At 64.2% G+C, this 14,484-nt stretch carries 12 protein-coding genes and 2 tRNA genes; 9 read left to right on the top strand and 5 right to left on the bottom strand.

Annotation, left to right across the window (positions count from 1 at the left end):
- Nucleotides 1-169 precede the first annotated feature (169 nt).
- The 9 genes from PJL15_RS20130 (at nt 170) to PJL15_RS20170 (ending at nt 8,483) form a co-directional block, all read left to right on the top strand.
- Nucleotides 170-1,108 carry an ABC transporter ATP-binding protein gene (locus PJL15_RS20130; protein WP_281452912.1) on the top strand — a complete coding sequence of 313 codons (939 nt, stop codon included), beginning with the start codon at nt 170-172 and terminating at the stop codon, nt 1,106-1,108.
- Nucleotides 1,105-1,881 carry an ABC transporter permease gene (locus PJL15_RS20135; RefSeq protein ID WP_281452913.1) on the top strand — a complete coding sequence of 259 codons (777 nt, stop codon included), beginning with the start codon at nt 1,105-1,107 and terminating at the stop codon, nt 1,879-1,881. The genes PJL15_RS20130 and PJL15_RS20135 overlap by 4 nt, the downstream gene beginning before the upstream one ends.
- Nucleotides 1,882-1,911: 30 nt before the next feature.
- The gene (locus tag PJL15_RS20140; protein ID WP_281452914.1) at nt 1,912-3,021 is read left to right on the top strand and encodes a sensor histidine kinase; all 1,110 of its coding nucleotides are present in this window, start codon (nt 1,912-1,914) and stop codon (nt 3,019-3,021) included.
- Entirely contained in the window at nt 3,018-3,629 is a 612-nt protein-coding gene (locus PJL15_RS20145; protein WP_281452915.1) for a response regulator transcription factor, read from the top strand. Before PJL15_RS20140 ends, PJL15_RS20145 begins: the two co-directional genes overlap by 4 nt.
- 44 nt (nt 3,630-3,673) lie before the next feature.
- Complete coding sequence (gene dusB / locus PJL15_RS20150; RefSeq protein ID WP_281452916.1) at nt 3,674-4,855, top strand: tRNA dihydrouridine synthase DusB; 1,182 nt, start codon at nt 3,674-3,676, stop codon at nt 4,853-4,855.
- Nucleotides 4,856-4,919: 64 nt separating this feature from the next.
- Nucleotides 4,920-6,236, top strand: coding sequence for a deoxyguanosinetriphosphate triphosphohydrolase (locus PJL15_RS20155; protein WP_281452917.1), 1,317 nt, complete (start codon nt 4,920-4,922; stop codon nt 6,234-6,236).
- Nucleotides 6,237-6,285: 49 nt separating this feature from the next.
- Nucleotides 6,286-8,169, top strand: a complete 1,884-nt coding sequence (gene dnaG, locus PJL15_RS20160; protein WP_281452918.1) for a DNA primase — start codon at nt 6,286-6,288, stop codon at nt 8,167-8,169.
- A gap of 53 nt (nt 8,170-8,222) precedes the next feature.
- Nucleotides 8,223-8,295, top strand: a tRNA-Asn gene (locus PJL15_RS20165).
- A gap of 115 nt (nt 8,296-8,410) precedes the next feature.
- Nucleotides 8,411-8,483: transfer RNA gene (locus PJL15_RS20170), tRNA-Asn, on the top strand.
- A 46-nt stretch (nt 8,484-8,529) separates the two neighbouring features.
- On the opposite strand, the gene PJL15_RS20175 is transcribed toward PJL15_RS20170, so the two are convergent.
- From PJL15_RS20175 to PJL15_RS20195, 5 genes are all read right to left on the bottom strand, one after another.
- Nucleotides 8,530-8,937, bottom strand: coding sequence for a hypothetical protein (locus PJL15_RS20175; protein ID WP_281452919.1), 408 nt, complete (start codon nt 8,935-8,937; stop codon nt 8,530-8,532).
- 44 nt (nt 8,938-8,981) lie between these two features.
- A complete protein-coding gene (locus PJL15_RS20180) occupies nt 8,982-10,265 on the bottom strand; it encodes an alpha/beta hydrolase (RefSeq protein ID WP_281452920.1) in 1,284 nt (427 codons plus the stop codon).
- Nucleotides 10,266-10,305: 40 nt separating this feature from the next.
- Nucleotides 10,306-12,804: a bifunctional lysylphosphatidylglycerol flippase/synthetase MprF gene (locus PJL15_RS20185; RefSeq protein WP_281452921.1), complete on the bottom strand. Its 2,499-nt coding sequence runs from the start codon at nt 12,802-12,804 to the stop codon at nt 10,306-10,308.
- A 122-nt stretch (nt 12,805-12,926) separates the two neighbouring features.
- Nucleotides 12,927-13,106 carry a YMGG-like glycine zipper-containing protein gene (locus tag PJL15_RS20190; RefSeq protein WP_281452922.1) on the bottom strand — a complete coding sequence of 60 codons (180 nt, stop codon included), beginning with the start codon at nt 13,104-13,106 and terminating at the stop codon, nt 12,927-12,929.
- A gap of 39 nt (nt 13,107-13,145) precedes the next feature.
- Nucleotides 13,146-14,375 carry a multidrug effflux MFS transporter gene (locus tag PJL15_RS20195; RefSeq protein ID WP_281452923.1) on the bottom strand — a complete coding sequence of 410 codons (1,230 nt, stop codon included), beginning with the start codon at nt 14,373-14,375 and terminating at the stop codon, nt 13,146-13,148.
- Nucleotides 14,376-14,484: the final 109 nt, after the last annotated feature.

Consider the following 14,484-nt stretch of genomic DNA (forward strand, 5'->3'; position numbering starts at 1 on the left):
ACGCGTCTCTCCTCGTCGGCAGCGTCAGATGGGGATAAGAGACAGGCCGAGCGGAGGGCAACTGACTAGTCCCATGACATTTGTCATGCCGAACGGATGACACCCGCTACGGGTGCGCGGACGTTCCCCGGGCTTGAATGGGTGGACAAGACCTATTCCAGGGAGAGCAATGACAACACCGGGAGTGCCGGCCGTTCGCGCCGCCGGACTTTATAAGAGTTTCGGGAAGGTCCAGGCCGTCCGTGGGCTGGACCTGACGGTGCAGCAGGGGGAGGTGGTGGCTTTCCTTGGTCCCAACGGAGCCGGCAAGACCACCACCATCGACATGATCCTGGGCCTGAGCAGCCCGGACCAGGGCGAGGTCTCCATCTTCGGCCACACCCCTCGCGGAGCCATTGCCCGCGGGCAGGTGGCGGCCGTGATGCAGACCGGCGGTTTGCTGCGCGATATCAGCGTCAGGGAAACAGTGCAGCTGACGGCCGCGATGTTCGATTCCTCCCGTCCCGTGGACGAGGTCCTCACCCGCGCCGGGATCCTGGACATCGCGGACCGTCGGGTGGAGAAGTGTTCCGGCGGGCAGCAGCAGCGCCTGCGCTTCGCCATGGCGCTGGTCTCCGATCCAGGCCTGCTGATCCTGGATGAGCCAACCACCGGCATGGACGTTGCCGGCCGGCGGGACTTCTGGACCGCCATCCGCGATGACGCCTCGCGTGGACGCACTGTCATTTTCGCCACCCATTACCTGGAGGAAGCCGACGCCTACGCCGACAGGATTGTGTTGGTTCGCCACGGGATTGTGGTAGCTGACGGCACCGCCGCCCAGATCAAGAACCTGGCGTCCGGACGCACCGTCCGCGCTTCGCTGCCGGTTGAGGACCGCGTGCTGCTGGCCGGGCTGCCGGCTGCGGCGCAGGTGGAGTTCGACGGCGGTCGGGTCACCGTCCGCACTGCCGACTCCGATTCGGTGGTCCGGTTCCTGCTGACCAACACCGGCGCCCATGATCTTGAGGTGGTTGCCAACAATCTTGAGGAGGCCTTTGTGGCCCTTACTGCTGACGAAGCCGGGACGGAAACACTCTCCGCGGCCATGGAAGGGGACCGGGCATGAGCCAGTCGACAGCAATCCAGGACCGTAAGCCGTCCGCAGGCGGCGTCAATCCTACGTTCCTCTGGATCGAAATCAAGCGGATGCTCCGCAACCGGCGGACCATCATGTTCACGGTCTTGATGCCGGCGATCTTCTTCTTCATTTTCGGTTTGTCCAACAAGAACCAGCAACTGCCCAACGGCCACAGTTACGGTCAGTACATCCTGATCAGCCTCACGGTGTATGCGGCCATGACGGCAGCCACGGGAGCAGGCAGCCAGGTGGCTGTGGAACGTGCCCAGGGCTGGAGCCGGCAGTTGCGCCTCACACCGTTACTGCCCGGTGCCTACATTGCCGTCAAGGCGGCCGCCGCGTTGACGCTGTCACTTGTCGCGGTGATCGCCCAGTTCGTCATCGGTGCGATTGCCGGGGTGACCATGGACGCACAGACGTGGCTCACCGCAGGGTTGGTGGCCTGGGTGGGTTCCCTGGTGTTCGCAGCGCTGGGACTGTTTGTCGGCTACCTCATGCCAAGTCAGAACGTCATGCAGATCCTTGGCCCGGCGCTGGCTATCCTGGCCATGCTCGGCGGGCTCTTCATGCCGATCGAGATCATGGGCGACACCTTTGGCAGCATCGCAAAGTTCACGCCGGCCTACGGGATTGGCCAGTTGGCACGCAGCCCCATCACGGGGGAGTTCGATGTCCTGTGGATTGTCAACGTGCTGGTCTGGCTGGCGATTTTCGTGGGCGGTGCAGCCATGGCATTTCGCCGCGATACCAACCGTGTATGAGCACTGCCTGCCATGACTAAGGTGGGATCCATGAGTAGCCGGTCCCTGGGGGACACTTTCCGTGGTCCAGGACCCCGCAGGTGGTTCATCGGCGCAGGCTTTTCCATTGTCCTGTGGGCCTGGCCTACCTGGAACCTGGTGTGGTCCGTGGACGAACCGGCCGGCTGGAAGGTGCTGGCTTCGGCGTCCTTGGTGGCCTTCTTCGCGGCCTACACCATCTTGCCCATGTTCAGCCGTCGGCGTTCCACCCGCACGGGGCTGCTGTGCGTAGGGGCGCTCCTGGCGCTCAACGGCGTGGTGGTTCTCCTGATCGGCAGGGAAGCACTGTGGACGTGGCCTTTCCTGGCCTGTGCCATCGGTATGACCGCCCTGCCGCCGCGCGTCGATGTCGCCTTGATCATGGCGCTCTCCGGGATATCTCTTGCCTCGGAGCTGGCCCGAGGAAACCCGGAGCAGGCGTTCTTCCAGCCTGCGCTCATCCTGTCCCTGGGGTTCATGATGTCCTCCTTTGCGCGCCTGATCCGCCAGACCGGCGAACTCCGCGCAGCCCAGACAGAACTCGCAGACGCCGCCGTAGCCGCCGAACGGAGCCGCGTGGCCCGGGACATGCACGACATCCTGGGCCATTCCCTCACGGTGATCGCGGTCAAAGCGGAATTGGCCGGCCGCCTGTTGGAAGACACTCCCGGCGGTGCGGCCAAGGACAGGGCCGCAGCCGAGATCGGCGAGGTCCAGGAACTGGCGCGCGGCGCGCTCGCCGATGTCCGGGCCACCGTTGCAGGCTACCGCGGTGTCAACGTCCTGGCCGAACTCGCCGCAGCCCGGACGGCGCTGGAGTCGGCCGGGATCGAAGCCGATCTTCCGCGGACAGTGGACCAGGTGCCGGCCAAGTACCGTGAACTGTTCGGCTGGGTGCTCCGGGAAGGCGTCACGAACGTGGTGCGGCATTCAGGCGCCGCCCGTTGCCGGGTCCGGTTGACGGCGTCCGCGGTCCTGGTGGAGGACGACGGCGTGGGGCCGGGTCCGCGAGGGACCGGCACCGGCTTGGCGGGTATCCGGGAAAGAGTGGCGACGGCGGGCGGAACGGTAAGCCTTGGAGCAAGCGACCTGGGAGGGTTCAGATTGGCGGTTGACGTATGACGATCCGGTTGGTGATCGCTGACGACCAAGCCTTGGTCAGGGGCGCGCTCGCTGCGCTCCTCGGGCTTGAAGCCGACATCGAAGTGGTGGCGGAACTTGGTGATGGGGCCGGTGTTGCGGCCGCGGTCGTGGAGCATTCCGCGGACGTGGCCATGCTCGACGTCGAAATGCCCGGCCTGGATGGTATCTCCGCGGCGGCCGCTGTCCGCCGCGCTGCGCCGTCGTGCCGTGTCCTGATGGTCACAACATTCGGCAGGCCGGGCTATCTCAGGAGGGCCATGCAGGCAGGGGCCTCAGGATTCGTCGTCAAGGACACCCCCGCCCGACAGCTTGCCGAGGCCGTGCGGCGAGTGCACAGCGGTTTGCGCGTGGTGGACCCAACGCTCGCGGAGGAGTCGCTGATGTCCGGCGACAGTCCGCTGACCGACCGGGAAGCGGAGGTGCTGAAGGCAGCGTCCGACGGCGGTACGGTGGCCGATATTGCCAAGGCGGCGATGCTCTCGGAGGGTACGGTCCGGAACTACCTCTCAGCGGCGATGGCAAAGACAGGCGGGCGGACGCGGGCCGAATCCGTGCGCCTGGCACACGAGCACGGCTGGCTTCTTTGATGGCCCTCCGTGCCCGATTTGCCCCACTTTGCAACAATGGATAGGTGACTGTTGTAGCAACGCCCCCCGCACCAAAGCTCGAGCTCCCGCCCCTGAAGCTTGGCCCGATTACCGTGGATACCCCGGTAATCCTTGCTCCCATGGCCGGAATCACCAACTCCGCCTTCCGCAGGCTCTGCCGTGAATACGGTGGCGGCCTGTATGTGGCAGAAATGGTGACCTCGCGTGCCCTGGTGGAGCGGACGCCGGAATCGTTGCGCATCATCTCCCACGACGAGGACGAGAAAGTCCGCTCCGTGCAGCTGTATGGCGTGGACCCGGTCACCGTTGGCGCTGCTGTGCGCATGCTTGTGGAGGAAGACCGCGCGGACCACATTGACCTGAACTTCGGTTGCCCCGTGCCCAAGGTCACCCGTCGCGGTGGAGGTTCGGCTCTGCCGTGGAAGATCGACCTCTTCACCTCCATCGTGCAAACTGCGGTGAAGGAAGCCTCCAAAGGCGGCATCCCGCTGACCATCAAGATGCGCAAGGGAATCGACGACGAGCACCTGACCTACCTGGACGCAGGCCGCATTGCCCGGGACTCGGGAGTGGCCGCCGTAGCCCTCCATGGCCGCACGGCTGCGCAGTTCTATTCCGGCCAGGCCGACTGGTCCGCCATCGCACGCCTCCGTGAGGCACTCCCGGACATCCCGGTGCTGGGCAACGGCGATATCTGGTCCGCCGAGGACGCTGTCCGCATGGTGCGGGAGACCGGCGTCGACGGCGTTGTGGTGGGCCGCGGATGCCAGGGCCGGCCCTGGCTGTTCGGCGACCTGCAGGCAGCGTTCGAAGGCAGCGAGCAGCGGCACCGTCCCGGGCTCCGCGAGGTGGCCGAGGGCGTCTACCGCCACGCGGAGCTGATGGTGGAGACCTTCGGGAACGACGAATACAAGGCGCTCCGGGAGATCCGCAAGCACATGGCCTGGTACTTCAAGGGCTACGTGGTGGGCGGTGAGCTGCGCGCCAAACTGGCCACCGTGCCCACCTTGGAGGTGCTACGCGAACTGCTCGAGGAACTGGACATGGATCTTCCCTATCCGGGTATTGATTCCGAGGGTCCCCGGGGCCGTGCGGGATCGCCCAAGAAGCCTGCCCTGCCCAAGGACTGGCTGGTGAGCCGTCAGCTGAACGCTGAACAGAGCGCGGATATCTCGGCAGCGGAACTGGACGTTTCGGGCGGCTAGCCTCACACGTGTAAGACTGGCTCAAGAAGCTCCACACCCCGGCGCTTGAAGGAGGCAGATACCCATGGGAACCGAAGCAACGCTTGGCCACGAGGCAACCGGCCACAATTTCGTGCTGGCCATCCCCGGATACTCCGAGGCAGACTCTGCCCGGTGGGTTGAAGAGCCGCGAAAGAGCAATTACCGCTCGGACTTTGAACGGGACCGCGCCAGGGTCCTGCATTCCTCGGCACTGCGCAGGCTGGGCGCAAAAACCCAGGTTGTGGCCCCGGACACCGACGACTTTGTCCGCACGCGGCTCACCCACAGCCTGGAAGTAGCGCAGGTGGGCCGCGAACTTGGCCGTTCCCTGGGCTGCGACCCCGATGTGGTGGACACTGCGTGCCTGAGCCACGACCTTGGCCACCCTCCCTTCGGCCACAACGGCGAATCCGCCTTGAACGAGGTAGCGCACACCATCGGCGGCTTCGAGGGCAACGCCCAGACGCTCCGCCTGCTGACCCGCCTTGAACCCAAGGTCCTCGCCGCGGACGGCAGGCCGGCAGGGCTGAACCTGACCCGCGCCAGCCTGGACGCCGCGTCCAAATACCCGTGGTCCGCCGTCGACGCCCCCGTCATCCACGGCCACCGCACCAGCAAGTTCGGCGCCTATGAAGACGACCTTCCCGTCTTCGAATGGCTGCGCGAAGGTGCGCCCGGGAACAGGTCCTGCATCGAGGCCCAGGTGATGGACCTCGCCGATGACATCTCGTACTCCGTCCACGACGTTGAAGATGCGATCGTGGCCGGGCATTTCCAGCTCAAGTGGATGGAGAACCCGGACCACCGCGCCCGGGTGGTGGGCTACACCAAGCAGTGGTACCTCCCGCACAATGATCCCGCCGAAATTGATGCCGCCCTGGCCCGGCTTGAGGCCACCAAGGTGTGGGTCCGCGAGGCCGATGGCAGCCGAAAATCCATGGCTGCCCTGAAGGACATGACCAGCCAGTTGATCGGCCGGTTCTGCCAAAGCGCCATGGAAACAACCCGGGACCACTTCGGACCGGCCAACCTCACCCGCTACGATGCCGAACTCATGGTTCCCGAGGAAACTGTCACCGAGATCGCGGTGCTCAAGGGCCTGGCCACTACCTTCGTCATTTCCACCGACCACCGCCAACCGGTCTACGAACGCCAGCGTGAGGTGCTCCACGCCCTCGTTGGGGTCTTGAACGCCACGGGCGACCGTCACCTGGAGCCGATGTTCGCCGCGGACTGGAGGGACGCCGTCGACGACGGCGCCCGCCTGCGCGTGGTAATCGACCAGGTGGCCTCGCTCACGGATGTCTCGGCCCTGGCCATGTACGAACGCCTGGTGGGCAGCCTGCCGTCGCTTTGGTAGGCCGTACCTGGGCGCCGGACGATTTGTTCCTGGCGACTAGGATGGTCATGTGGCTGGCCTGATCAAACGTGAAGATATCGACGAAGTACGCCAGCGCACGGATATCAAGGAAGTCGTGGACGGATACGTCACGCTCAAAGGCGCCGGGCTGGGCAGTTTCAAAGGCCTCTGCCCCTTCCACGATGAACGTTCACCCTCGTTTACCGTCCGCCCGCAGGTAGGCAGGTACCACTGCTTCGGATGCGGCGAGGACGGGGACGCCATCTCCTTCATCCAGAAGATGGACCACAGTTCCTTCCACGAAGCAGTGGAAAAGCTTGCCGCCAGGATCGGCTACGAACTGCGGTACGAGGACGGCGGCACGGGCCCCAGCCGCGAGGAAGTGGGCAAGCGCCAGCGCCTGCTTGACGCCCACAAGATCGCCGATGAGTTCTTCCGCGCCCAGTTGCTGACTCCCGCAGCCGCCGAGGGCCGCAACTTCCTTGACGGCCGCGGATTCGACCGCGCTGCTGCCGAGCACTTCGGAGTCGGCTACGCGCCACAGGGTTGGGACGCGCTGCTGAAGCACTTGCGCGGACGCGGGTTTACGGATGCTGAACTGAAGCTGACGGGCATGTTTTCAGAAGGCAATCGGGGAATTTACGACCGCTTCCGGGGACGGCTGATCTGGCCCATCCGCGACATCGCGGGCGACACCATCGGTTTTGGTGCCCGCAAGCTCTACGAGGACGATCAGGGCCCCAAATACCTGAACACCCCCGAAACCACGCTCTACAAGAAATCCCAGGTCCTCTACGGGATCGACCTCGCCAAGCGGAACATCGCCAAGGACCGCCAGTTGGTAGTGGTGGAGGGATATACGGACGTCATGGCCTGCCACCTCGCGGGAGTCACGACGGCGGTGGCCACCTGCGGTACTGCCTTCGGCACCGATCACATCAAGGTGGCACGGCGGCTGCTTTCCGATGACGGCAGTGGGGGAGAGGTCATCTTCACCTTCGACGGCGACGCTGCCGGCCAAAAGGCCGCCCTTCGCGCTTTCGAAGAGGACCAGCGCTTCACGGCGCAAACCTATGTGGCCGTAGAGCCCACCGGCGCCGATCCCTGCGACCTTCGCCAGCTCAAGGGCGATGCCGCCGTGCGTGAACTCATTGGCACGCGCAAGCCCCTTTTTGAATTCGCCATCCGTGCCACACTCCGGCGGCACAACCTGGACACGGTGGAAGGCCGGGTTGCAGCACTACGGGAGGCGGCCCCCGTGGTCGCGCAGATCAGGGATTCGGCAACCAGGCCCGAATACACGCGCAACCTTGCCGGTTGGCTGGGAATGCCCATCGAGGAAGTCAGCCGGTACGTCGGCGCAGCCGCCAAACGGGGGACCAACGGCAGCGGTCCTTCCGGCGCCGCAGATTCGACGCCGGCGGCGGCAGCACCGCCGTCGGGCATGCCGGTCTTCCAGCGTCCCAACCCCCGCGACCCCGTAGCGGGGATGGAGCGTCAAGCACTTGAGGTAGTGCTTCAGGACCCCGCAGTACTGGCGGGAGTGGCGTGGGACCGCTTTGTGGCCTCATACTTTGCCACACCGGCGTACTCGGCCATCCATGCGGCGATTCGGGCCACGGGACTCGGGCACGCGGCGGATCCTGTGTCCTGGGTGGAGCAGATCCGGCAGGAAGTACCCGAACCCCTCCGCAACCTGGTCTCCGAGCTGGCGGTGACGCCGCTGCCAGCAAGTACCCCCGAAGCGATGCAGCGTTACTGCCGTGACATTCTTGCCCGGCTTTTCGAATTGCAGATCACCCGCATCAAGGCTGACAAGATGGGGCAGCTCCAGCGGTTGGATGCCGCCTCGCAACCGGAGGAGTTCCAGAGGCTCAACCGGGAGCTCATGCAGCTCGAAATGGAGCGCCGGGCGCTGCGCTCGGACGGCTGAGAACCCCGATTTCGTTTTCCGGCAGGCCCCTGTTAAGCTAGTAACCGCTTCATTCCTCCGTAGCTCAATTGGCAGAGCATTCGACTGTTAATCGAAGGGTTACTGGTTCAAGTCCAGTCGGAGGAGCGCGCAAAATCCCCGTTCCGGTTCGCCGGAACGGGGATTTTTTTATACCCCCGAGGGGTATGCGCCGCCGATTTCGCATCCGGTAAAACCTTTGCTAAAGTCATAACCGCTTCATTCCTCCGTAGCTCAATTGGCAGAGCATTCGACTGTTAATCGAAGGGTTACTGGTTCAAGTCCAGTCGGAGGAGCAAAAGGACCCCGTACCGGCTTCGCTGCTGGTGCGGGGTCCGCTGTTTAAACGAAATCCATCTCCACCTGCAGGAAGCGCGCGGCCTCGGCCACGGCCGCCGTGAACGAGTCCTGTTCGGTGGGCGGAGTCCTGGGGTCCCGGGGATGCCACTCATGGGGCGCTGAATAGACCCTGGTGAAGCCACCGCCGGGAGGGGCGTAGAAGATCCCGAACCGTTGCACCGGCCACTCGGGCGAGGTTTCGGGAGCCACCAGCAAGGCGGCATCCGTTTCCGGGTTGTACCACTGGGCTATGGGCCGCCGGCGGTCGTCCGTGAAGAGTCCGCCTGCGTAGAGGGCGGCCGACGGCGGGCTGGTCACTGAACACAGGCGCTCCCACCACAGCGGCAGGATGCGGTCATCCTTGCGCTGCCACGGTGCCGGAAACGGGTTCAACTCTTGCCAATGTGGCACATCTCAACTTTATCGCCGGGGGCTGGCCGCGCAAAGGGGATCAGCTACCGGGACAGTCCCAGGCGGGGATACAGGACCTCGAAACCCTTGTCGAGGCCGGCGTTCAACGCCAGGCCTACGTGTCCGCCGTTGGGTACCTCGTAGTAGGTGACCGTCATTCCGGCCGACTTTGCCGCTGCTGATACCGCCTTGGCCGCAGCCACGTAAGTGGCGTCGTCCGAGCCGGCCGTGAACACCGCCGTGGTGTCAGGGAACTGCTTGCCCTTCATGATGTTGATGGGTTTTTCGGCATCGTAAGCTGCCTGGTTGCCACCAAAGATCTCGAAGAGGTTCCCTCCAGGGTCTTCCGCGCCGGGGAATTCCTCGCCTGAGATGTCCACCACGTTGCCCCACATGTCGGGGTACTTAACGGCGAAGGAGATGGCGCATTGGCCTCCATTGGAGTAGCCGGCGATGGTCCAGTGGTCCCTGTCCGGAAGGATGTTCAGGTTGGCCTTGGCCCAGTTCACCACGTCCTGGTTGATGTACTTCTCCACGTTGCCGTACTTGGCCGTGTCCAGGCACAGGGTGTCGTCCTGGTCCGGGCCGATCTGGTCGGCGACGATCGCGATGGGCGCCAGGCCGTTGTTCCTGGCTGCGAAGTCATCAAGGGCGGCGGAAACGTACTGGGGGTCCGGGAGGCCGGGCTGGCCCATCATGAGGACAAAAAGGGGCAGTCGGGGCGGATTCGCCGTCAGTGCCGCTGGCGGCAGGTAGATTCCTGCCGGGCGTGCATCGAACCCTGAAACCGTCGCGGGGATGACCTGGGTGCCCACCTTACCCTTGGCCGGCATGTTGGCAGGGGGTGTCCAGTTTTGCCACAGGGGTCCGTCAGGGACGGGAGCATCCGGGTTCGGCTTGTTCAGCTCGATGGCGTCCTCGGTGGAGATCCCGAAGGCCGAGCCCAGGGTGTTGTTCAGCCCGAACTCGGCATTAATGCCCAAAGCGGCCACTATGACGAACACAGGTACCGATATGCCGGCGATCACTTTCCGCCAGGGCCGGCTGCGCAGGAAACTGACCGCGGCCAAGCCCACGGCGGCGAAACAACTGATCGACCAGAACCACACCCGCGGCGTAAGTCCCACATGGAAGACATCCATCACGTCCTCCACGATCCACACAGTGAACCACCCCACCAGCCCTGCCACCACAATGGCGGTCACGGCCGTGAGCACCCAGCGGGATGAGGGCCGCAGGAACAGCAGCAGGAAAAACCCGGCACCGATGATCCCTGCGATGATGAGGACCACAGGGCTGGTGATCTCCAGTTTCAGGATGTCATTCATGGTTTGGCGGCAGCGTTGTGGTTCACGTTGGGATTGTGGTTCATGCGGCCGGCTCCCGGGCCACCATCTGCCGCAACAGGCCGGCACTTTGGGTGGGCGAGAGTCCGGGCAGGTAGGCAGAACCAACCGCCAGTCCGATCGACGGCAGCGCCAAGGGGTCCTGGTAGTACATGTACAAGGTCCGGTGCTCAGGTTGGAACCGTGATTTGAAGGCAGCCAAGGATTTGAAGCCGTACATCGGTTCCAAGGCGTTCCCCAACAGCGCCAGGACCCGGTCCAGGGCGCTGCGGTCACCTTCGACGTTCTCTGTCCCCGCGTTGGCCAGGGGAGAGCCGGAGAGGGAGATTTGCGGGACTTCTTCCTTGAAGTGGGTCACGGCCGAGGCAATGAGGAACTCCATGACGCCTTTGAAACCCGTAGTTCGCCGCCTCATGAAGTCCAGGGTCCAACCGGAGATCGTGCCGTCGCTGAAAACGGGAAGCCAGCTGGTGACACCGTGGACCAGGCCGTCGTCGTCCACCGCGACGCAGCAGAGGACTTCGGGATCCTTGAGTTCATTCAGGCCGCCCAAGGTGAAACCCATTTCCGGAAGCGCCTTGTCGGCCACCCATTCTTCGGAGATCTCTGCCAGTTGGGCCCTGATCCCCGGGGGCATCGCACCGTAGTGATACCAGAGGTCCTTGATGGACAACTTGTCCGCGCGGTTCAGTGCGGTGCGGACGTTCTGCCATTCCTTGCCTTTGAAAGTCATGGCCTGGACGTTGAGCAGTGTTTCTTCTGCGACCTCAAGTTTCCGGAAGCCCTGGGGGAGCAGCGGCCTGTCCAGCTCCGAACCGGCGGAGTAGAAGCAAGGAACCAGCCCAAGGGTGGAGCAGTGCGACACGAAGCCCAGCGCCGCCTCGTCATGGTGGCTGGCAACGCCGTAGGGACCGGCCACAGTCAGCGCCACACCGTTATGGACCTGGTAAGCGACGCCGGCCTTCCGGTCACGGGTGAACCAGTACTGGTTGTTGTCCCACAGCGCCATCCACGACAACGTGCCACCGCCAAGGTGCAGCAGCTCCCGTGTGTGTCCGAGGTCGGCGGCAGGGTCGGTGGCGATCATCCTGAAGCGGCGGAAGTTGTTCAGGACCAGCACCAGGATGACCAGCCAGATGACGTCCCCGCCCAGGCCGTACAGCACTGTGCTCAACAGCCCCTGCGGCAGGGCAACGACGAACGGAACAGGGAAGGGCACCAGGATGTGCGTCAACTGCCCGGCAAGGTCCCACAAGTTCGATTGGCCCGGGTTGCCCTCCAGGAACCAAAACGCCACGTAAAGGGCCACCGCTGTGGCTGCCAGGACCAGGACAGCCCGGCCGAGGGCACGGTATCCGGCGTCGCTCGACTCCACCCTGAACCTGTGCCTGTTGGCCAGGAGCAATGCCACGATGATGATCGGGGCCAGGAGCGCAGGGACGACGTACAGCAACAGGTAGCCGTAGTCGTCATCGCCCATGGTGACATCGGGATCACTAACGTACTGGACAATCGCCAGGACGGTCACCGCCGCCAGATACAGCTGGATGATCAAGGTGAGCCGATAGGCGAGGCGGCGACCGCGTCGCAGGCCTTCGGCGCAGACAAGGAGTAACAGGACAGGAATCAACGTCAGAATGGCCGCACCAAAGCTGCGGACACCCACGATGTTTTGCAGGGCCACGCAGTTTGCCTCGTTTTTGCAGGCCTCCTGTACCTCATCGACGTCCGGGCTGGCTTGGAGCATCACCTCTGAGACCACCGAAAGCGGACCAACTTCCCACGTGCCTGTGAGCTGCGTGAGCAGGGGCCCGAGGGCGAACACGCCCACCACCGTGCCCACCAGGAACCGCGTTTCACGAAGACTCGAGGAGTGGAAGGTCCCTCCGCTCCTGTGGAACACCACAGACTGGGCCGCCCAACCGGCAAGGATGCCAATGACCGCGCCCGCAAGCGCCTGCAAGGTCTGGGCCACGCCGACGAACAGTGCGAACATCAGCGCTGCGGCAAGCAGCCACGTCCGCAGGCGGCGCCGCCACAGCGAGTCGAGTGCCGCCGTCGAAAATCCCAGGGCAGCCGCGGCTCCGCCATAGGCGCCCACCGCGTACTCGCCGCCGAGGAAGCTGAGCCATTGGTCGCTGTTGTCGGTACCGAACTCGACCAACGCCACCAGCACCAGGGCGCTGAGGGCGGAGCCTGCCACGAAGGCGGCAAGGGCCAGCCACGGACCCACGACCCGTTCAGCGATGCCCACCCCAACCAGGATGGCCGCCGTGCAGGCCAGGTAGTCCAGGAGGGAGGAAGCGAAAAACGTCGATGTGAAGACGGACCACCACGGCCCCGGTTCCACAGCCAATCCGAGGCCCATTTGATCCAGCAGGGCCTCGGTGGGGCCGTTGGGAATACTTCCTGTAGCCACGCCCAAAAACCAGAGAACCACCACCAGGGCAAGTGTCAGAGGCAGACTCCGCACGGTTGCCAAACCGCGTATGGTGCCCCGAAATCCGACCGCCGCGCTCATGTGATGTCCCCTTCACCGGTTAGGCACCGGTTACACCGGCTGGCCACCATTCTGCCCTGCGGCCGGGCGTTAGGGGAGGGTTTGGAACGTTCGACGCCGGATGGTTGCCCGGGAAGGCCGGTTCAGTCGCGGTTCCAGGGCCCGGGGTTGACGCGGTACAGCACAGCGGCGCCGATGACGGCACCAATCAACGCGCCGAAAAGCGCGCTCCCTGCGGCACGGCCGATGAGCGCTCCGGCCACCGCCCCCAGCATTGCGCCGAGAAACAAGCCCCTGCCGTTGCGGTGCGCTTTCCTGGTCATGGTGACAGCCTACGGCCGGTAGCCCGGATGGATGGCACGCTAGTGGATTGACGGCACGGTCCGGGGCCGCACCACCAGCCAGAGCGCGGTCATGGACCCCGTGATGCAGACAGCCATCACGGCGCCCATCGGGACGGCGGAAGTAACGCCCAGCCAGCCCACAACCGGTGGAACGATGCCTGCCATCATGAACTGCGATGCCCCCAGGAGGGACGCAGCCGTGCCGGCCTGTGCCCCGTGGTTGGCAAGGGACAACACCTGGACACACGGGAACATGAAACCGGTGGCGCAAATATAGAACCACAGCGGAACCAGGGTGCCCCACAGCCCCACATGGAACAGGTCCAGCACAATGATCACCACCGACATGCAGAGCATGAACATCGTTGCTCCGGCCACGATCCATTGCGGGGCGACGCGCCGGATCAAGCGCGAACTGATCTGGACACCGGCCACGATGCCCAGTGAATTGATGCCGAACAGAATGCCGTATTCCTGGGGGGAGAAACCGTAGACCTTCTGGAAAAGGAAAGTCGAGGCGGAGAGGTAGGCGAAGAGGCCGCCGAAGTTGAGGCTTCCCACCAGCACCATCCCGACGAAGATCCGGTCAGTGAGTACCTTCTTGTACCGCTGCCCGACTGTCACTGTGGACTTGCCGCGCTGTTCGGCCGGGAGGGTTTCCCGAATGAAGAAAATGGAAGCGATGATGACCAGCAGGCCGTAGCCCGCCAGGAAGTAGAAGATGCCGGGCCAAGGGAACACAAGGAGCAACTGGGAGCCGATGACCGGTGCCAGGATGGGTGCGAGCCCATTGACCAAGGACATCCTGGAGAACATCCGGACCATGGAGTAGCCGTGGAAGAGGTCGCGCACCATTGCCATGGCCACTACGCCACCTCCGGCGGCTCCAATCCCCATGAGCACGCGGAAAACGGAGAGCATACCGATGTCCGTTGACAGGGCGGCACCCAGCGATGAGCCGATGTGCAGCGCTGTCGCAAGGATCAGGGGGAGCCGGCGGCCCACTTTGTCACTGAACGGACCCACCACCAGCTGGCCCACACCGAAGCCGACAGTTGTTCCCGTCAGGGTGAGCTGGATTGCTGCCTCGGAGACCTTGAAACTTGACTCCAAAGCCGGGAAAGCCGGGAGGTAGAGGTCGATGGTGAAAGGACCCAGCGCCGTCAAAGCGCCCAAGAGGAGGATGTAGACAAGTTTTTCGCGTCGGCTCAGAGAATCGCCCGGAGCAATGGGAGAGGTCACGATCATCCATCCTATGGCCCAGATCATATTTATTGCGGGTATGACGGGCGCGCCGCTGCGTGGCCCCGAAAGTTCAGCAGGAACCTGAATGATAGCTTTGAGGACAGGTGTCCGC

The sequence above is a fragment of the Paenarthrobacter nitroguajacolicus genome, assembly GCF_029952445.1.
In the GTDB taxonomy this organism is placed as follows: Bacteria; Actinomycetota; Actinomycetes; order Actinomycetales; family Micrococcaceae; genus Arthrobacter; species Arthrobacter nitroguajacolicus_B.

What these genes read in the sequence shown, in the direction of transcription:
- PJL15_RS20195 (WP_281452923.1), bottom strand. Translation starts at nt 14,375, where the DNA reads ATGATCGTGACCTCTCCCATTGCTCCGGGCGATTCTCTGAGCCGACGC.
- PJL15_RS20140 (WP_281452914.1), top strand. Translation starts at nt 1,912, where the DNA reads ATGAGTAGCCGGTCCCTGGGGGACACTTTCCGTGGTCCAGGACCCCGC.
- PJL15_RS20130 (WP_281452912.1), top strand. Translation starts at nt 170, where the DNA reads ATGACAACACCGGGAGTGCCGGCCGTTCGCGCCGCCGGACTTTATAAG.
- PJL15_RS20180 (WP_281452920.1), bottom strand. Translation starts at nt 10,265, where the DNA reads ATGAATGACATCCTGAAACTGGAGATCACCAGCCCTGTGGTCCTCATC.
- PJL15_RS20135 (WP_281452913.1), top strand. Translation starts at nt 1,105, where the DNA reads ATGAGCCAGTCGACAGCAATCCAGGACCGTAAGCCGTCCGCAGGCGGC.
- PJL15_RS20185 (WP_281452921.1), bottom strand. Translation starts at nt 12,804, where the DNA reads ATGAGCGCGGCGGTCGGATTTCGGGGCACCATACGCGGTTTGGCAACC.
- PJL15_RS20155 (WP_281452917.1), top strand. Translation starts at nt 4,920, where the DNA reads ATGGGAACCGAAGCAACGCTTGGCCACGAGGCAACCGGCCACAATTTC.
- PJL15_RS20190 (WP_281452922.1), bottom strand. Translation starts at nt 13,106, where the DNA reads ATGACCAGGAAAGCGCACCGCAACGGCAGGGGCTTGTTTCTCGGCGCA.
- PJL15_RS20145 (WP_281452915.1), top strand. Translation starts at nt 3,018, where the DNA reads ATGACGATCCGGTTGGTGATCGCTGACGACCAAGCCTTGGTCAGGGGC.